This window comes from Dictyobacter vulcani (assembly GCF_008974265.1).
Classification (GTDB): Bacteria; Chloroflexota; Ktedonobacteria; order Ktedonobacterales; family Ktedonobacteraceae; genus Dictyobacter; species Dictyobacter vulcani.
In genome coordinates this window covers 3049562-3067392 of the sequence record NZ_BKZW01000001.1, presented here as the reverse complement: position 1 = coordinate 3067392, position 17831 = coordinate 3049562, and the positions used below count along the sequence as shown (strand labels likewise).

Here is a 17831-nt window from a genome sequence, read left to right as displayed (position 1 = left end):
GTGCCGGTCCCTATGTAGCAACCCCGATGCCTCATTACTGGCTTTTGTCTATGACCGTGATAAGATCCGGCTCTGCGATACCATCAATGGCACGTATAGTGAATTCGCCAGCGGAACTATGGGGAGCAGCGCACGTATGGCCATCTCAGCCACAGCCCAATGGCTGGCTGTTGCGCGCGAGGATAGTGAGGTCAATGAAGGCGTCATCGATCTCTGGTCCATCACCACAGGGCAGATTGCCCAAAAATTCTATCATCCCTGGCAGATCAGCGCCCTGACCTTTGCGGATGAGCAGTTGATCGTTGCACTCACCGATGGCACCATTCAAATCTGGCAATAACACTTGTCCGACCAGCGTTCGCCAATCTTTTGCATAAGCATATTTTTAAAGCGTCAGGTGTCGATAGCATAACATGTAGAGGAGTACGAGCCGTGATTAGAGAAGGTACACTGATCAGCAAAGAACCAGGATTGCATACTATTTTCCAGGGTGAAGAACATAACTATGTACGTTGTGTGATTGCGGATCTGATTGATACCGAACGACATTTTGAATGTCGGGTACTGGACGAAACAGACATCGCGATTGCTATTGGGGAGCCTATCAAGTTAGAAGTGATAAAAGTTGTCACTGAGCGCCAGAGTGGGGTTGTACGTTTTGACTGTCATTTAATACATACAGAATAAGAACTGGGAGTGTGGCTATGAAATGTTCTCAATGCTCAACTGAACTTCCCGGAACAACGACCATCTGTCCACAATGTGGAAGCAATACCTACGAGAGACAAGCAGCAACATTCTCATATCTCCCACCAGACGCTCCCCCCTGGCCTACGCGTGTGCCTGCACAGTTACCCGCTATGGCTGAAGCAGCGGCATACGCACCAGCGGCTTCCCGCATGCCACCAGGCAATGATACAAAAAATAATCAGCAGCGTCGCAGGAGAATTGGCATCATTGCGGTACTGGTGCTGACACCACTGATCGGAGCCCTGGCTACGTTTGCCGTACTCTCCAGCCATGGCCAGTTATCAACGAATACCAATCAGACCACTCCACTCGATACAAGCGCCCAGCCTACAACCGCCCCTCAGGAACCCAATACTTCCTTGCCAGATCCTACCTCGTTTAAAACCGCAAAAGATGGCAAGCTCAACGTATCCGTCCAGTATCCAGCCGATTGGAATGCCAGCCCGCCTCAAATGGCCGATAGTTCTGCATCGCTCTCGATCACCCAAAAAGAGATGGGTATCGCCTTCTCAATTGCCCATTTAGCCACCGCTGTCACAGGACAGATTGCCAGTGCGGAAGCATTAAATCAAGCGAATATCCAACAATTAAGCAAGCTTCAAGACTTTCATCAGGTGAAAGAGGTGGAAGCGAATAATGCCAGGCCAACGATTGCTGGCGAGCAGTGGGTCCAGAAAGAAGCAACAATTTTGGATGGGCAAAACAACAAATTGCATTTCACGACCATCTCTGATAAACATAGTCAGAGCTACTATGTGATTTACTTTATTGTGCCAGATAGTATCTATCAAGCTGCACTGACAAAATATCTTACCCCTATGCTTAACTCGGTCCACTTTCTCTCATAGTTGTATAGCCATCAAGAGATACTCCCACAGTGCAGGATTTATCAGAATAAGTCTGAGATTCATGCTGATCTGGAGTATCGTGAGCCGCCGCACTCGGACACTAAAGTGCCCATACTTCTTTTAGTAGGTGGTGAAAAACACTGCGTGTCGCGCAGTGTTTTTCACCACCTACTAAAATTTTTGAGCGCCCCAGGCGCGAAAAGCTATCGACACAGTGGCGCATGGAAGTGATTTTCGGCCACCCTCTAAACAAAGATCAGCCCCCATGTATTTATTACATGGGGGGCTGGTTTAGTATGCTGGTTGGTCTGAGCCGGGACTAGTATTCAGGAACTGCCGGGGCAGCTGGCTGATTCTTCTCGGGCAGATCTGTGATCAGGGCCTCGGTGGTCAGGATCATGGCGGCGATACTGGCAGCGTTCTGCAGGGCAGAGCGGGTCACTTTGGCAGGATCAGCGATACCAAATTCGAACATGTCGCCATAGGTATCGGTCAGAACGTTGTAACCAATGTGCTTGTTGTTCTGCTCTTTCTGAGCACGGCGGATACCTTCGACTATGACGGAACCGTCGCGGCCACCATTCTCGGCCAGCTGGCGGATTGGCTCTTCAAGTGCGCGACGCAGGATGGTTATACCAGTTGCGGCATCGCCTTGCAGACCCAGGTTGTCCAGGGCTTCGACAGCAGTCAGGAGAGCAACGCCACCACCAGGGACCATGCCCTCTTCAACACCAGCGCGGGTTGCGGACAGAGCATCCTCAACACGGGTCTGGCGATATTTCAGCTCAACTTCGGTGCCAGCACCGACTTTGATAACAGCCACACCACCGGACAGCTTGGCCAGGCGCTCCTGGAGCTTCTCACGGTCGTAATCGCTGGTGGTATCATCGATCTGGGCTTTGATCTGGCGGATGCGAGCCTGAATCTCTTCAGCTTCGCCACGGCCCTCGATGATGATGGTATCCTCTTTGTGGGAGGTCACCATACGAGCGGTACCCAGGTCTTCCAGAGTTGCGCTATCCAGACGGCGGCCCATCTCTTCGCTGATGACTTCACCACCGGTCAGGGTAGCGATGTCGCGCAGCATCTCTTTACGGCGATCGCCGAAGCCAGGAGCTTTAACAGCCAGGACGTTGAGGATACCACGCAGTTTGTTAACAACCAGGGTAGCCAGAGCCTCACCATCGACATCCTCAGCAATGATCACCATCTCGCGGCGACCCTGCTGTACAACCTTCTCAACCACTGGCAGGATATCCTGAATGGCGCTGATCTTCTTGTCGGTGATCAGGATGTAAGGATTCTCAAGGGTGGCTTCCATTTTCTCCGAATTGGTGACGAAATAAGGAGAGATGTAACCTTTGTCGATCTGCATACCTTCGACATACTCGGTCTCGAAGTTGATGCCACGGGACTCTTCGACGGTGATGACGCCATCTTTACCGACACGATCCATGACTTCAGCGATCAACTCACCGATCTGCTCGTCAGCGGCAGAGATCGAGGCGATCTGGGCAATTTCTTTCTTGCCTTCGACCGGTACAGCCAGTTCGCGAATGTAAGAAACAATCGCCTCGGTACCTTTGTCGATACCCAGTTTCAGCTGCATTGGATTGGCACCGGCGGCCAGATTTTTCAGGCCCTCGTTGACGATCGACTGCGCCAGAACTGTGGCGGTGGTGGTACCATCACCAGCGACATCATTGGTCTTGGTGGCAGCTTCTTTAAGGAGCTGGGCACCCATGTTCTCGAATGGATCCTCAAGCTGAATCTCTTTGGCAACAGTGACACCATCATGGGTTACGTTAGGAGCACCGAATTTTTTATCCAGTGCAACGTTGCGGCCCTTAGGTCCCAGAGTGGTCTTTACAGCGCCAGCGAGGATATCAATACCGCGTTTAAGCGAACGACGGGCCTCTTCGTCAAATACGAGCTGTTTAGCCATAGTTATCTTCCTTCTCCTACACTATCTCAGACATGCGATGGTGGCAGCAGAACAAACGCTTCTGCCCACACAATGCGCAATGCCAGGGATGACTAGCCTACGATAGCCAGAATATCAGACTCTTTAAGAACCAGATACTCTTCGCCTTCCAATTTGAACTCAGTACCGCCGTATTTAGCGAACAGAACGCGGTCACCCTCGTGAATATCTATAGCAGCACGGTCGCCATTATCCAACAAACGGCCATTGCCAACTGCGATAACAACCCCTTCCTGGGGCTTCTCTTTGGCAGTGTCTGGAATAACGATACCGCTTTTTGTTACTTCTTCTTTTGCCGCTGGTTTTACAACCACGCGATCTCCAACTGGACGAATTTTAGCCACGATGTACACTTCCTTTCAACAATGAAGCTTTATCAGTCCGAAGACTTCCTAAGTGCCTCTTCGTCTGGACCATAGTGAATCACACCTGAGATATTTACTGAGCGATACTGCGAATAGTCACAACAGCAAGGGCCCCCATTCGCACAACCAGTGCAACAATAGGTTTGACCCTGTACTATCACCGGGGACCAGAGGATATCAATCTCACAGTTCGCACAACGTGGCGGCTTCTGCCCATTGTCAAAAACCTCATGAGCGCATTCGTTCTGTTTGTGATCACTGCCTGTATTGTAAGCGTCTGTGAAATCCTCGTGTCTCTTCATGATAATACCTTTGTTGTAGCCTTGCAGAAGTCCTGACACAATGGAACACATCGGCTCCCAATTGAGGGCCGATGCCTGGAACATCTTCAATCATACAACTGTTCGCAGTCGCATCTGCAATATCTTAGATGCTGCTTTTTTCTTTTCTCTGCATAAGAGTATGCCACAGCAATTGTTAGATACGCATAGGAAAAGTGTTAGAGGAATGTTAGAAATTGCCAGACCTGTCCCGAAATAGCTTTGTCTCGCCTCACTGTAACAAACATGATACAATGACCCCGTGCGCATCTGTTGAGAGATGACTTTCAGAGCAGAAGGTAAATCGCTATGTCAAATACTACAACGTATACCGCAACCATTAAGAATCAAGATTATCGCCTCGCAATCCAGAAACATGACACCAGGACCATGGTGACGGTGGATGGTATAGAGCAAACCCCAGACTGGCACCAGATTGCCTCTCTGACCAGTGCTAACAACGAACAGCCAGCCGAAGGTGGACGCTATAGCTTGCTCGTCAACGGCCAATCCTATGAAGTGTTTGCGCGTCGCATCGTGCAAGAGGATGAGGGAAGCAGCCAGACCTACGAAATTCAACTGGCTGGCCAGTACTTTCTGGTGGCTATTGAAGATGAACGGACACGCCTGCTTGCCGGAACCGTGCGCCGTGGTCAGTTGAGCAATGCGGCCAGGATTCAAGCTCCTATGCCCGGTCTGGTGGTCAATACGCTGGTACAGCCCGGTGACACAGTGAGCGCCGGTCAAACGGTTGTCGTCCTCGAAGCCATGAAGATGGAAAACGACCTGTCTTCTCCGATCGCAGGAACCGTGAAAGAGCTGAAAGTTAATAAAGGCCAAACCGTCGAACTGGGACAATTGCTGGTACTGGTTGAAGGAGAACAGCCCTCCTAAGTAAACATTTATGAATATGTTATAATTGCCCTGGCATCATAGGAGGAGCATGGCGTCCATGGATATACATGTCAGTAAAAGTGCCGAAGAATGGCAGAAGACGACTGCGCGCAAGCTTGCGGACAAAACAACGGCGCGCAAAGCTACATTTGAGACAAGCTCGCACATTGAAGTTCCTGATCTGGTTAGTGCCGAAGATCTCGCTAACTGGGATGCACAGACGCAACTCGGCTATCCTGGAGAGTTTCCTTTCACGCGTGGGGTGCGTCCGGGTATGTATCGTTCACGACTGTGGACAATGCGCCAGTACGCCGGATTCGCGACCGCGGAAGAATCAAACCGCCGTTACCACTACCTCTTATCTCAAGGCACAACCGGTCTCTCGGTTGCCTTTGATCTCCCGACCCAGATGGGATACGATGCGGATCATCCTTTCTCTGAAGGTGAAGTTGGCCGAGTCGGTGTCTCGATCTCAAGCCTGGAAGATATGGAGATCCTGCTCCAGGGTCTACCACTTGAGCGCATCAGTACATCAATGACGATTAATGCCACCGCGAGTATCCTGTTAGCTCTGTATATCGCAGTGGCGAAAAAACAGGGTGCAGATATTCGCAAACTCTCAGGCACCATCCAGAATGATTTGCTCAAAGAGTATATCGCGCGCGGAACATATATTTATCCGCCGGAACATTCAATGCGCATCATTACGGATATATTTAGCTATTGTTCGGAGCATTTGCCCCAGTGGAATACCATCAGTATTAGCGGCTATCATATCCGCGAGGCAGGTGCCACGGCGGCCCAGGAGATTGCTTTTACCTTATCCAACGCGATTGCGTATGTCGAGGCGGCACTTGCCGCTGGACTCAATGTGGATACTTTTGCGGGTCAGCTCTCCTTTTTCTTTAACAGCCATAATAATCTGTTTGAAGAGGTAGCCAAGTTCCGAGCAGCCAGACGGATGTGGGCCCATATTATGCGTGAACGATTTCACGCTCAGGATCCACGCTCCATGATGCTGCGCTTCCACACCCAGACGGCTGGCTCAACGCTGACCGCCCAGCAACCCGATAACAACATCGTACGTACAGCCTATCAGGCCCTGGCGGCGGTTTTGGGCGGCACCCAATCCCTGCATACCAATAGCAAGGATGAGGCGCTCTCACTGCCAACAGAAGAGACCGCCAGACTGGCTCTGCGCACACAACAGGTCCTGGGGTATGAGACAGGCGTTGCCGATGTGGTTGATCCATTAGCTGGCTCATACTATGTCGAAAAACTCACCAATGACCTGGAGCAAAGCGCCTGGGAATATATCCGCCAGATCGATGCCCTGGGAGGAAGTGTCCGCGCCATTGAGCACGGCTATATGCAGTCCCAGATCGAGGAGGCGGCGTATACCTATCAGCTTTCACTGGAAAAGGAACAAAGTATTGTCGTCGGCGTCAATCGCTTCAAGCAAGAGGAACATGAACGCCTGGCCGCCCATGCTATCGATCCAGCGATTGAGGCTCAGCAGTCCCAAAAGCTGACGGACCTGCGCCAGCGCCGTGACAATGCACTGGTAACCCAGAAGCTCCAGGCGTTAGAGCAGGCCGCCCGGGGTAGCGGCAATCTGATGCCTGCGATCATTGAAGCCGTTGAGGCGTATGCCACACTGGGAGAAATCAGTGACACCATGCGTCACACCTTTGGTGAACAACAAGAGTTCCGTAGTATCGAGTAGTCATTGTAGAGTATAATAAAACGAATGATGAAACCTAGCAGTTTAGAACATGCGGCAGGAGAGCACATCGTGCATCCTGCCCGCGATGCCGAGCGGAGTGAACATATATTTTACGACTATCGCAAAGATGATCCACGGCATATGCAATACAGCCAGGATCAAACAAAACATCGGCAGCTGGCCCTTGCTCCCATTGGCGTCTTTGACTCGGGAGCCGGCGGTCTGACAATTGTAGCGGATCTACGCAAAGTACTCCCCAACGAAAATTTCATTTACATTGGCGATACGGCCAACTGTCCTTATGGGACACGCAGCGAGGATGAGATTATCGAGTTGTCAGTCCAGGCGTGCCGCTTCCTGGTTGATCAGGGAGTAAAATTGATTGTGGTAGCCTGCAATACGGCTTCTCAGGCCGCATTGAGCGTACTACGTTCTACGTATTCCAGCACCCCCTTTATTGGTGTTGTGCCCGCGGTAAAACCGGCGGCCCGCGCCACCAGCCATGGGCGCATCGGCATTGCAGCCACCAATCAAGCCGCCAAATCCTCCTATCTACGCCATCTCATCGATGATTTTGCTTCGGATATCCAGGCTTATGCCGTAGGGTGTTCCGAACTGGTCACGCTGGTAGAGAATGGTGAACTTGAAAGTCCGTTTGTTGATGCAACGTTGCAACATGCCTTACAACCATTGATTGACAAAGATGTCGATGTTATAGTCCTGGGCTGCACCCACTTTCCAGCTTTACGTCCAGCCATCGAGCGGCTGGTGGGGAAAAATGTGCAGGTGATTGATAGCGGCGCCGCCATTGCCCGGCGTACGCAAGCAATACTGGATACAGAAAGACTGGCACGGCCTCTGGCGGAATCGGGTGGCAACTTGCAGATCTGGTGTAGCGGGGATGCTCAGGATTTTAGCAAGGTTGCGAGTGCCGTCCTTGGTTATAGTGTCCAGGCCAGTCAGTCATTGCTTTGAGGACGTTCAGATGCAGAAACTTTTCTGCATACCCTTTGTTTGTTCCTGTTAAGGATTGTCTTAGGAGAAAATTATAATGATTGAGAATATGGCGATCAATGAGAGTGATAACACCCCTGCCATATCCAAGCCATTGCATATTCAATTTGCGCGCTTTATCTCTACCATTCTTTCACCCGCGGTTGTAGCCTTACCTTTTGTGGTTCTGATGGGGCTTTCTGCCAGCAATCAAAATGTTTTATTTTCAGTTATTATTACTATTTTCTTTCTCTGTGTTGGTCCCATGGCCTATATCACCTTTGGTGTCATGACGGGTAAATTTACTGATGTCGATGTTAGTGTGCGCTCACAACGCCGTGGGACCATTCTTATTTGGTATTGCCTCAAGCTTGCTTGGCTTCCTGGTATTGCACCTGATCAATGGACAAAAAAATCTTGAAAGCGTGCTGTTGCTGGTCTCAATCAGCGGCCTCCTGATGATGGTGATCACCTTCTGGTGGAAAATCAGTATGCATGCTTCGGCCCTCGCCGCCGCCGTCACAGCCCTCAGTATGGTCTATGGACGTGTCATGCTCCCCGCCTTTCTACTGGTCGTTCTGGTCAGCTGGTCACGCGTCAAACTGCATCGTCACACACTGGCACAGGTCATTGCTGGTTCCCTGGTTGGTGTCGCCCTATCCTGGCTCCTGCTCAAAAGCCAGGGCTTCTAGGTTCCTACAAGACTGCTTAACAGGAGGAACAGGCACGCTTATGCCTGTTCCTCCTGTGCATTTTCAGGTGTTTCAGCCCCTACCAGAGTGAGCTCGCCGTGCCAGAGCCGCTGCATCTCTTCACTATTTGCCAGCACATAATCCAGCGTTCCCTCAATCTCTATCCTACCATCCTTCAGCACAAGGACGTGGTCCGCTTCGCGCAGGGTCGCCCGGCGATGCGAATAACCTGGGTCAGCCAGGCCAAATGAAATTTTCATCAGAGTATTCCTCTCTACACATGCGAGAGTGAACAGAATGCAAGCAATGCAAAAATTTTATACCATAAAAAACGAAGATCTAACGTAGCATAGTAAAGATACGTAGAAAAGTATACATTATTAATAATAATTTTGTGCAGTAGTTTTATTTAACATGGCACACAGATAAGGTACTAAATATTAGGGCTTAATATCATTATTTTAGCGGGATAAGTATGCTATAATATGTTTTCTACAAACCAGCTTTAATATTTCAGTCATTAGCAAAAATTGACAGATAAGGTTAATTTTTCATGAAAAAAGTAGCAACAGATAAAAATATTGAGCAGCTATCCAGGTCTATGCATATTTCGCGGAGATCTTTACTACAAGGAGGCGCTGCTATTGGTGGCTGTGCCCTGCTCGGCATTGGTGCACCATAGTGTGGCTCAAAAATCAACAACAAGACCCTACGCTGCACACATTTCAGCAACTTGTTGATGGAGTCACATGGTCGCCAGATGGCAAAAGCCTGGCAGCACTCACAGCAGATGGAGCGTTATACGTCTGGAATACATTATCATATAAAAATACCTATCGAGATCGTGCAAGAGGCAATATACCCATAGGAGCGATAGCGTGGTCACCTAATGGCCAATATATTGCTACCTCTGATCCAGATTATGGGGTGCGTATCTGGGATGTCAGGACATGGACAGCAATTACAGCTATTTCCAATAATCAAACTGTGGTAGATACACTTTCCTGGTCTCCCGATAGTAAACTGGTTGCTACAGGCAGTCTGAATAAGCGTGTATGTCTTTACAAGATAATAGCAAATTCCCATGCTGAGTTAGTTTCCACCTATGAACAATATCGCGATGAAGTAACAACGCTTGCCTGGTCTGCTAATGGCAAATATATTGCATCTGGCTCTTTAGATGGTACAGTCCATATCTGGATACCCTCTACCGGAGTCACACAGATGGTACTTACCAATCAGACATCCCAGCCAATAACTGCGGTTGCCTGGTCACCAGAAAGTCAAAGATTGGCAGTAACATTTGGCCCTCATGAAGATAACCAGCCGCCCATGAATCCCTATATGGTAAAAGTGTTCAACGTTCCATCAGGTTCCACCATATCGACATATACAAATCACAGTAATTATATCGCCTCTCTGGCCTGGTCTTCTGATGGAGCTTACATAGCCTCCGCCAGTGATGATACAACAGTGCATATCTGGCGTCCCACACAGGCACAAACAGTGTATATCTACCGTGGCCACACAGCGCGCGTAAGGAACGTTGTCTGGGCTCCTGATAATATTCGCCTGGCTACAACCAGCGAAGATCAAACGCTACAAATCTGGAAAAAACCTTAAGTTATCTCAGAATTTACTACAGCATAAGCCAGACATCATGTGCAGACATTGCGCAATTCTCTCTGAATGGTGGTCCAGGGGATATTGTTGTTGGGGGGATAAGATCGGGATCGTAGTAGACATGGATGCCCTGCTGCTGTAGCCAGGCCAGACTGGGTGCGAACGCTGGCTCCTGGGCCAATTCGCTGCTGGCACGGGGAAAGACCAGTATGGGTAGTTGTGGCTGGCGCATCCAGGTATGTAGCAGGACCAGTGCATAGGTGTCCAGAATGCCCTGAGCCCATTTTTTGAGGCTGTTAAAGGTGGCTGGTACTACTACCACTGCATCAAAGGTGGGAAGGGGCAAGGCTGGCTCTGTAACGGTGATTGGATGATCTGTCAGGGCGTGCAGTACAGGCTCGTCAATAAAGTCACATGCCTTTGGCGTCGCCACAATCCAGACATCCCAGCGATCCTTTTGAGCCAGCCGAACAAATTCCTGAATATACCTGGCCGATAAGGCAGCACAAACAACCACCGCTAGCTTTCTCACGCACTCATCCCCTTTTCTAAAAATGTGGCTGAACGCGACGCTTCCGATTAGCCACACTCGGGCACTGAAGTACCCATACTTCTTTTATGCTGTGGTGAAAATAATGCGCGATGCGCATTATTTTCACCACAGCATAAAATTTTGAGCGCCGCAGGCGCGAAAACCTGATGACAAAGGGCTCCATGGAAGTGAGTTTCAGGCACACGCTACAAGAAAAAAGCAGGTGGGAGACCATTGCTGGTCATCCCACCTGCTTGTAATGATAGTTTACTCGTTCATCCGGGCAGCGCGATTACTCGTGGCTACCAGCTGGCAAGGCCACACGAGCGGGTACGCCATCGCGCAGTGCTGGTGCTGGAATTGCAGGCTTGGCACGTAGCTGGGCGCGAATCGCCGGAGCTTGCGCATGCCGTGTGGTAGAGGTAGTGACACGGCCAACCAGCCAGATGAACCCGAAGACGCTGGCCCAGTTGATCGCAGCCAGAACGGTCAGGAAGACCCAGGTTGGCAGAGCACTGGTCAGGAAGTATACCAGGCCAGTTACCAGGATGTTGGCCAGTGTGACAGGCATCAAGATTAACCAGGCAAACTGCATCAACTGGTCAGCGCGCAGACGTGGCAGGGTAGCGCGGATCCAGATGAAGACAAAGCACAGGCCATAGATCTTGAAGACAAAGTAACCCAGGGCCAGGATATTGCCCACAAAGCCCCAGAGCAGTGGACCCTGAGCTGTTAACCAGCTCACGCCAGGACCAGCAAAGCCGCCCAGGAAGAGGTAGGAGGCCACAGCCGAAGCGATGGTCATGTTACCATACTCACCCAGGAAGAACATAGCCCAGCGCATACCACTATACTCGGTCATATAACCGGCAACCAGCTCTGACTCAGCTTCTGGCAGGTCGAATGGTGCGCGGTTGGTCTCAGCCAATCCACAGGTGTAGTAGATGATCAACATCAATGGCTGGAAGAGGAAGAACCAGGACCAGGGGGTGAAGCCCTGGAAAATGAAGTCCAGGATACCAATGCCGGTATGGTGCCAGGCAGAGTTCTGGAACTGCATGATCTGGTATGGTGCGATCGATCCTATGCCGCTCTGTCCAGGGAAGCCTGGCTGGCCAGCCAGTACGCTTGTCAGCATGATTACGCCAACAAAGGCCAGGACCAGTGGCAGCTCATATGAGATCATCTGGGCCGCGGAACGCAGACCGCCGATCAAAGAGTATTTGTTATTTGAACCCCAGCCAGCCATGATCACACCGATCACGTCGATCGAGCTCATAGCTACCAGGAAGACCAGACCAGTGGTGAGTGCACCACCGGGTAACTGGATATATGGTGAGAAAGGCAGTACCGCGAATGCCGCAATCACGGGTGCCATAAAGACAGCCGGTGAAAGCAAGAACATCAACTTATCCGCGTGTTTCACACGAATATCTTCTTTGAGCAGCAGCTTACCGACGTCCGCCACCGACTGCAAAAGACCCCAGGGACCTGTGTGCAGAGGTCCTTCACGGTCCTGCATCCAGGCTATGACTTTACGTTCGGCGAGCACCAGGATCGTCGCGCTGGTTAGAATAAAGCCGAAGATGGTCAGAAAGGCAACCACAAACTGCAGGAAATTCCAGTCAGCGATGCCCTTCCACAGATCGGCCGCCCACTGATACCAGGGGGCAGTTTCGGCTACAATCATTGCAAACATATGATAACTCCAGAGGTGAAGAAGCAAACAAGAGAGATAACATGCCAGACTTGTCTACTACTTCACAAAGATACTTACCGGTCGACCTCGCCAAGCACGATATCAGTACTACCCAGGATGGCGATAGCGTCGCTCATTTTGTGACCACGCATCAGTTCAGGGACGATCTGCAGGTTGATAAACGAGGGTCCACGCAGCTTCGCACGCCATGGATATTCGCTACCATCACTGATCAGATAGACACCCAGCTCGCCTTTACTGCTTTCCACCGCAAAGTAGCTCTCTCCACGTGGAGGACGCAGCGCGATAGGAGTGCGGGTACTGATGGCTCCGCCAGGCATTTTATCAATAGCGACCCGACAGAGACGAATGCTCTCAGTAATCTCCTGCAGGCGCACATAATAGCGAGCGTAACAGTCGCCTTCCTGTCGTACATAGGTATTAACAGGCACCTCGCGATACGCCATATAGGGGCGATTCACACGCAGGTCCCAGTTGACACCACTGGCACGTAGCATCGGGCCGGTCAGACCATAGGCCAGTGCCTGCTGAGGATCAATATAACCAACGCCCTGGGTACGTGACATAAAGATTTCATTGCCACTCAGAAGGGCATCCATTTCCTTCATGTTTTTTTCCAGGGTGTCCAGGAAGGTCTCACACTCTTTGAGCCAGTCCTTGGGGAAGTCATGCAGGACGCCACCCACACGCATGTAGTTGACGTTAAAGCGACTGCCACCCAGAGCCTCGAACAAAGAAAGAATACCTTCACGATCGCGGAAGGCCCACAGAATTGGCGTTGATGCACCCAGGTCCATACCATAGGTACCAATACCCACCAGGTGGCTGGCAATACGCTGCAACTCATTGGTGAGCAAGCGAATATATTGCGCACGCCGGGGTGGCTCCATACCCATTAACTGCTCGACTGCACCGACATATGCCGTCTCATTCAACATAGGAGACAGATAGTCAGAATTATCCATATAACGGATACCAGCCATAATCGTGCGGTTTTCCAGAATTTTTTCCAGGCCGCGGTGCAGATAGCCGATCACAGGGGTACATCCCGTAATGGTTTCGCCCTCAAGGGTCATAATCAAACGCAACACCCCGTGGGTACTGGGATGCTGTGGACCCAGGTTGAGCAACATTTCCTGCGTCTTCACGCCCTCTGACGAATCTGTTGTTGTCAGGCCTTGAAGATCAGTGTCTTGATTCGTAGCCATAAGCTTCCTCTAATTTGTTTGTCTTCTTCGTTGCCATTTCCATAAACGAACGCAGAAGCTAATCGACCACATTAACGCAATCAGTGCCATCATACCAGCAAAGAGATAGCGATTCGGACTATCCTGCAAGGTAAATGTATAAGCGAATACCCAGCATCCCAGCGCTACAATCGCTCCGGGAACCAATCCAACCCATCCACTACTACTATTCTGTGCAGCCTGTCGCCGGCGATATCTTGTGGCTGGCGGGACTGATTGCTGCACATCGTCAGGTTTATTCGTCACTTTTCGCTGTTTCGACTTTGGCATGATATTCACTCACGTCCTGGTCGCTTTTTCCTACGCTTTTTCGTCGGTAGTCGCGTTTTTATCGCGCGTTGACTGGCCGGACTCGGTTGATTCATGTACGTTGGCATCCCGCTGAGCCGCTTCATTCGCATGCCCAAAAGTAGGGGTACCTGGATGCAAACGCTCCTGCTGACCCTGGCCCAACTTCTTCTGCACCACACGCTCCATATTCTGCTGCTGATATTGACCAGAAACAGCCATGTTCGGATCAATCTGGGTTGTGGCACGAGGCTTCACCGTCAAAGGTACCTGATGGAAATTCTTGAGCAAAGGATGGCCTTCAAAATCATCGTCAAGCAACATGCGGCGCAGGTCGGGGTGGCCTGAAAAACGGATACCATACATATCGTATGTTTCGCGCTCAAACCAGTTGGCTGTTGGCCAGACTGAAACCACGCTATCAACCTCAGGAGACTCAGAAGAGAGACGCACCTTTAGCTGGAGCAATTGATTACGCGTCGTAGAACGAATATGATAGACCGACTCTAAATGATCGAGCATATCCACACCCGAATTGCTGCTGAGCAGATCAAAACCCAGTTGATCACGCAAAAAACGGCAGACAGCCACCAGATGTTCACGAGCCACCTCAAAACCAAGGTAGTCGCCCTTCTGAAGCTGAGTCACCACTGGTGTGCCAGTAATCTGCGCAATAGGAGCCAGATCACGAGCCAGAGCAGCATTCTGATCGCGATAACCAGTAGTAGCACTGGGTATATTTTTTGAACGTGGTACTAGATCCATCGAGTCACTCCCTTACGCCACGCATAAACCAAACCAAGTGTAAGGACTATGATAAAGAAGACGATCTCACAGAAGCCAAAAATGCTTAACTGTTTAAAGATTACAGCCCAGGAAATGATAAAAACGATATCCACGTCAAAGGCCACGAATAACAAGGCGAAGATGTAAAATCCTAGTGGATATTGAACCCAAGCAGAACCAATGGGAGTTTCGCCAGACTCATAAGTTTGCAGTTTTTCTTCAGTTGCTTTATGTGGAGCAAGCAGGTTTGCGACAGTAGTAGCAAGTAGAACGAACACAAAGCCTGCTGCCAGCAAGATACCTGCATATAAATATCCAATATTAGCTGGTGTTGACACGAGCTTTTCCTCCCAATAAATACCTCCGCTATTAAGAGCGGAGGTCAAGAAAATGCTGTCTAGATTATAGCACAGGGAAGAAAGTGCGACAATTTTATGGCAACTGGGGCATGTCTACTGAGTCGGGCTTGGCAACAAGTTGCAGCCGGGGCATCCCGGTCGTTTCGACAGGCTCAGTTACGTGCACGACAACCACACTGACGTTATCTTCACCGCCACCCTCAAGAGCAGCTTTAATCAAAGCATCGCCGATTATGGCAGGATTGGGAACAGGAGATTTGACGACCGCTTCGATTTTAGGGTCGCGCACCATATCCCATAAGCCATCCGAGCAAAGCACTATTTTATCTCCCGGCTGTAACGGCTCTTTAAACGCATCGATCTCGATAGCTGGCTTTTCACCCAGACTACGATAAATCTGATTACGTTTGGGATGGGTGTAGATATCATCGGGCTTGATGATACCTGCCTCAACCAGACTGGCTACAACCGAATGATCCAGCGTTACCTTCCGCAGGCCAGTAGCTGGCCGATACAGATAGGTACGACTATCTCCTACATTTACAATATAAGCCATCCCATCAACAACCAGGGCTGCAGTCATGGTTGTACCCATATCTGCATTCTGCTGCATATTATTTTGATGGACAGCCAGATTTGCTTCCTGCACGCCATCAACCAGCAGCTTTTCATAAGCATTGCTCTGGCGCAATCCCTGGCTACAAATCTTTGGCAACAGATAATTCACGATGGTCTGAATCGCCAGGCGACTGGCATCTTCTCCATTCGCGTGTCCACCCATGCCATCAGCCACGACAAACAAACCAAACAGCGGCGGCTTTGAACTGCCACTGATCAGGCCCTGAGCAGCAAAAAGGCTATCTTCATTTGGCTTATATTTGCGTTTAATACCAGGATCAGATTTGGCCCCAACCGCCAATCCCAACTGCCGACCACTCAACTGCCGCATCGCATATGGCACAGTCTTCTCTGGATCCTGGTGAGAGGCAGAAATATGGTCAGATGGAATATCCACGGTCGGCTGCTCCGCAATTGAACGACCCGGCACAATCGTCGGCTGTTCCGCAATTGAACTGGCAGGCACAATCGTCGGTTGCTCTGAAATCGAACGTGCAGTGGGCGCGGATCGTGGTACTGGACTGCTACCAGGAGTGGCAGGCACAACCGCTTTACCCTGTTGTTGATACTGGTTCATATCAGTTGGGAGTAGTTGCTGCTGGCAGTTGGCACAAAAGTTATCCTCAGGTGCCACTATCTCATTACACCGTGGACAACGCAGCGTGATATTTCCCAATTGGCCGGTTGCTACCGTTGCAGGTTGGATGGATGGCAGAGAACCTGATTGACGCATCTTGCTCTTAGCCTGCGCCACCTCTTTTTCCGCCAGCCGAATACGCTGTGCTTCAATGGTAGCATGCTGCTCAGCATGTGCCAGTTCAGCCTCCAAAACACGCCTGTGCTTTTTGATACGCGAGCGCCAGAACCAGAAAATGATCAGTACTACCAGTAGGGCCAGCACCGCTGCCACTACCGCCAGCACCCAGTATGGAAGATGGAAACCAAAGAGGGTTACGCCATCCGCCGGAGCCGGAGCTGCCGTTTTGGTAATCACAGCAGCTTTTGGTTGGTTCAAGGCCAGTAAACTCTGGGCCGCCTGAAAATTACTGTTGTCTGCAGAAGCTTTTTGCAAAGCTAAGCGCGCACTCGCGGCATTTTGTTGATAATACGCATCCATGCCATTTTTCCAATTATCATGTAGCGGACTGACAGCAGCGGGGTCAGTGACCTTTGGCAGGGTTGCGTCAAGAAAAGACTGAATCTCATCCCGAGAATGCACCGCGGCATTTTTGCCAGCATGAATTCCTGTCAATTCTCCAACACCATTCACCATTGGAGTGCCAACCTCCAATGTTTTACCAGTCTGCTGCCGGATCGTTGGCAGACGATAGGGTTCTAATTGCTTCTCATAGACGCTCAATGGGGCAGACCCCCCCATGGAAGTAGGCAATCCATTGAGAGTCTGGTCGGCTTTTGTCAGAGAAAGTGCGTGATCTTGCTCTCCATTTGCCCGGCTACTCCCCTGCTTCGCAGCCAGATCGATAAAAGGCTGCGGCTCAGATAAGCTACTGTTGAATGAAAAGAGCGTTGAACCATCGACACACGGACGTGAGCCAGCCGGACAATGAATAGAAATATCGGCAGCTTTGCGCTCAAATTTAATCACCTGCTGCGCATTATAGGTACTGCTCATATAAATAGAAATGCCAGATAGGGTGGCTGCTGGCTCTGTAGACAGGCAGGTGGCTTTTTTCTCATTATTTACCAGAGCCCCATCGGTCAGTACCCAGTTTTCATAGTGATCAGAAGGATTAGTGCTGCGCTGACTACGCACCAGCACACCCAATCCCGTACACATAATAGTGGAGTTGGCATTCCCCTCCGAAGAGTCCTTGCCCACATACGACAAGAGCAAGCGAACAACAGAAACACCTGCACGCGTGACATCTTGCGCTGGCTGTGGCGCTAAAGGCTGCGGGGCAGCAGCAGCAAAGGCAGTGGAGGAGAGCCCCACTTGTAGGGCGATCATGAGCCAAACGAGTACTATAATTATAGGCAGTCGAAAGCTCCTGTATTCTCTAGAGCCGAGACGATGCGTACTCATTGACACGTTCCCTTCATGCCAGATAGACAGTGCATAAAAGAT

20 protein-coding genes are annotated in these 17831 nt (G+C 50.4%); 10 read left to right on the top strand and 10 right to left on the bottom strand.

Features of this window, described 5'->3' with window-relative positions:
• Positions 1-136: 136 nt before the first annotated feature.
• From KDW_RS12885 to KDW_RS12875, 3 genes are all read left to right on the top strand, one after another.
• A complete protein-coding gene (locus KDW_RS12885; protein WP_151756331.1) occupies positions 137-340 on the top strand; it encodes a hypothetical protein in 204 nt (67 codons plus the stop codon).
• A gap of 92 nt (positions 341-432) precedes the next feature.
• Positions 433-687: a hypothetical protein gene (locus KDW_RS12880; protein WP_151756330.1), complete on the top strand. Its 255-nt coding sequence runs from the start codon at positions 433-435 to the stop codon at positions 685-687.
• Between the two features lie 17 nt (positions 688-704).
• On the top strand, positions 705-1598 hold the full coding sequence (locus KDW_RS12875) for a hypothetical protein (RefSeq protein ID WP_151756329.1): 894 nt from the start codon (positions 705-707) through the stop codon (positions 1596-1598).
• A gap of 319 nt (positions 1599-1917) precedes the next feature.
• Here KDW_RS12875 and groL read toward each other — a convergent pair whose 3' ends face one another.
• Complete coding sequence (groL, locus tag KDW_RS12870) at positions 1918-3543, bottom strand: chaperonin GroEL (protein WP_151756328.1); 1626 nt, start codon at positions 3541-3543, stop codon at positions 1918-1920.
• A gap of 92 nt (positions 3544-3635) precedes the next feature.
• On the bottom strand, positions 3636-3926 hold the full coding sequence (gene groES, locus KDW_RS12865) for a co-chaperone GroES (protein ID WP_151756327.1): 291 nt from the start codon (positions 3924-3926) through the stop codon (positions 3636-3638).
• 650 nt (positions 3927-4576) lie between these two features.
• Here groES and KDW_RS12860 point away from each other — a divergent pair.
• The 5 genes from KDW_RS12860 (at position 4577) to KDW_RS12845 (ending at position 8572) form a co-directional block, all read left to right on the top strand.
• Positions 4577-5161 (top strand): acyl-CoA carboxylase biotin carboxyl carrier protein subunit, encoded by a 585-nt coding sequence (locus KDW_RS12860; RefSeq protein WP_151756326.1) that lies wholly within the window; start codon positions 4577-4579, stop codon positions 5159-5161.
• Positions 5162-5219: 58 nt separating this feature from the next.
• On the top strand, positions 5220-6887 hold the full coding sequence (locus tag KDW_RS12855) for an acyl-CoA mutase large subunit family protein (RefSeq protein ID WP_151756325.1): 1668 nt from the start codon (positions 5220-5222) through the stop codon (positions 6885-6887).
• A gap of 24 nt (positions 6888-6911) precedes the next feature.
• A complete protein-coding gene (gene murI / locus KDW_RS12850; protein WP_151756324.1) occupies positions 6912-7862 on the top strand; it encodes a glutamate racemase in 951 nt (316 codons plus the stop codon).
• 76 nt (positions 7863-7938) lie between these two features.
• Positions 7939-8301 (top strand): hypothetical protein, encoded by a 363-nt coding sequence (locus tag KDW_RS31685; RefSeq protein WP_162005190.1) that lies wholly within the window; start codon positions 7939-7941, stop codon positions 8299-8301.
• Positions 8219-8572, top strand: a complete 354-nt coding sequence (locus KDW_RS12845) for a phosphatase PAP2 family protein (protein ID WP_162005189.1) — start codon at positions 8219-8221, stop codon at positions 8570-8572. The genes KDW_RS31685 and KDW_RS12845 overlap by 83 nt, the downstream gene beginning before the upstream one ends.
• 38 nt (positions 8573-8610) lie before the next feature.
• Here the strand turns inward: KDW_RS12845 and KDW_RS12840 are convergent, their stop codons facing one another.
• Entirely contained in the window at positions 8611-8832 is a 222-nt protein-coding gene (locus KDW_RS12840; RefSeq protein WP_151756322.1) for an ABC transporter ATP-binding protein/permease, read from the bottom strand.
• A 293-nt stretch (positions 8833-9125) separates the two neighbouring features.
• Between KDW_RS12840 and KDW_RS12835 the strand changes: the two genes are divergently transcribed.
• Together KDW_RS12835 and KDW_RS12830 are read left to right on the top strand one after the other, a co-directional pair.
• Complete coding sequence (locus tag KDW_RS12835) at positions 9126-9254, top strand: twin-arginine translocation signal domain-containing protein (protein WP_151756321.1); 129 nt, start codon at positions 9126-9128, stop codon at positions 9252-9254.
• The gene (locus KDW_RS12830) at positions 9254-10195 is read left to right on the top strand and encodes a WD40 repeat domain-containing protein (RefSeq protein ID WP_151756320.1); all 942 of its coding nucleotides are present in this window, start codon (positions 9254-9256) and stop codon (positions 10193-10195) included. Before KDW_RS12835 ends, KDW_RS12830 begins: the two co-directional genes overlap by 1 nt.
• Before the next feature lie 16 nt (positions 10196-10211).
• Here the strand turns inward: KDW_RS12830 and KDW_RS12825 are convergent, their stop codons facing one another.
• The 7 genes from KDW_RS12825 to KDW_RS12795 all read right to left on the bottom strand — a co-directional run bounded on the left by KDW_RS12825 (position 10212) and on the right by KDW_RS12795 (position 17714).
• On the bottom strand, positions 10212-10727 hold the full coding sequence (locus KDW_RS12825; protein WP_162005188.1) for a flavoprotein: 516 nt from the start codon (positions 10725-10727) through the stop codon (positions 10212-10214).
• Positions 10728-11019: 292 nt separating this feature from the next.
• The gene (locus tag KDW_RS12820; protein ID WP_198925255.1) at positions 11020-12426 is read right to left on the bottom strand and encodes a complex I subunit 1/NuoH family protein; all 1407 of its coding nucleotides are present in this window, start codon (positions 12424-12426) and stop codon (positions 11020-11022) included.
• 74 nt (positions 12427-12500) lie between these two features.
• Positions 12501-13655 carry an NADH-quinone oxidoreductase subunit D gene (locus KDW_RS12815; protein WP_151756318.1) on the bottom strand — a complete coding sequence of 385 codons (1155 nt, stop codon included), beginning with the start codon at positions 13653-13655 and terminating at the stop codon, positions 12501-12503.
• A 9-nt stretch (positions 13656-13664) separates the two neighbouring features.
• Positions 13665-13964: a hypothetical protein gene (locus KDW_RS12810; protein WP_151756317.1), complete on the bottom strand. Its 300-nt coding sequence runs from the start codon at positions 13962-13964 to the stop codon at positions 13665-13667.
• A gap of 30 nt (positions 13965-13994) precedes the next feature.
• On the bottom strand, positions 13995-14747 hold the full coding sequence (locus KDW_RS12805; RefSeq protein WP_151756316.1) for an NADH-quinone oxidoreductase subunit C: 753 nt from the start codon (positions 14745-14747) through the stop codon (positions 13995-13997).
• Positions 14738-15106 (bottom strand): NADH-quinone oxidoreductase subunit A, encoded by a 369-nt coding sequence (locus KDW_RS12800; protein WP_151756315.1) that lies wholly within the window; start codon positions 15104-15106, stop codon positions 14738-14740. The genes KDW_RS12805 and KDW_RS12800 overlap by 10 nt, the downstream gene beginning before the upstream one ends.
• A gap of 94 nt (positions 15107-15200) precedes the next feature.
• Positions 15201-17714 carry a PP2C family protein-serine/threonine phosphatase gene (locus KDW_RS12795; protein ID WP_162005187.1) on the bottom strand — a complete coding sequence of 838 codons (2514 nt, stop codon included), beginning with the start codon at positions 17712-17714 and terminating at the stop codon, positions 15201-15203.
• Between the last annotated feature and the right edge of the window lie 117 nt (positions 17715-17831).

Excerpts from the sequence above, each read along its gene's own strand:
- KDW_RS12885 (WP_151756331.1), top strand. The coding sequence starts at position 137 with ATGGCCATCTCAGCCACAGCCCAATGGCTGGCTGTTGCGCGCGAGGAT.
- KDW_RS12875 (WP_151756329.1), top strand. The coding sequence starts at position 705 with ATGAAATGTTCTCAATGCTCAACTGAACTTCCCGGAACAACGACCATC.
- groL (WP_151756328.1), bottom strand. The coding sequence starts at position 3,543 with ATGGCTAAACAGCTCGTATTTGACGAAGAGGCCCGTCGTTCGCTTAAA.
- KDW_RS12860 (WP_151756326.1), top strand. The coding sequence starts at position 4,577 with ATGTCAAATACTACAACGTATACCGCAACCATTAAGAATCAAGATTAT.
- KDW_RS12855 (WP_151756325.1), top strand. The coding sequence starts at position 5,220 with ATGGATATACATGTCAGTAAAAGTGCCGAAGAATGGCAGAAGACGACT.
- murI (WP_151756324.1), top strand. The coding sequence starts at position 6,912 with ATGATGAAACCTAGCAGTTTAGAACATGCGGCAGGAGAGCACATCGTG.
- KDW_RS31685 (WP_162005190.1), top strand. The coding sequence starts at position 7,939 with ATGATTGAGAATATGGCGATCAATGAGAGTGATAACACCCCTGCCATA.
- KDW_RS12840 (WP_151756322.1), bottom strand. The coding sequence starts at position 8,832 with ATGAAAATTTCATTTGGCCTGGCTGACCCAGGTTATTCGCATCGCCGG.
- KDW_RS12835 (WP_151756321.1), top strand. The coding sequence starts at position 9,126 with ATGAAAAAAGTAGCAACAGATAAAAATATTGAGCAGCTATCCAGGTCT.
- KDW_RS12820 (WP_198925255.1), bottom strand. The coding sequence starts at position 12,426 with ATGTTTGCAATGATTGTAGCCGAAACTGCCCCCTGGTATCAGTGGGCG.
- KDW_RS12815 (WP_151756318.1), bottom strand. The coding sequence starts at position 13,655 with ATGGCTACGAATCAAGACACTGATCTTCAAGGCCTGACAACAACAGAT.
- KDW_RS12810 (WP_151756317.1), bottom strand. The coding sequence starts at position 13,964 with ATGCCAAAGTCGAAACAGCGAAAAGTGACGAATAAACCTGACGATGTG.
- KDW_RS12805 (WP_151756316.1), bottom strand. The coding sequence starts at position 14,747 with ATGGATCTAGTACCACGTTCAAAAAATATACCCAGTGCTACTACTGGT.
- KDW_RS12795 (WP_162005187.1), bottom strand. The coding sequence starts at position 17,714 with ATGATCGCCCTACAAGTGGGGCTCTCCTCCACTGCCTTTGCTGCTGCT.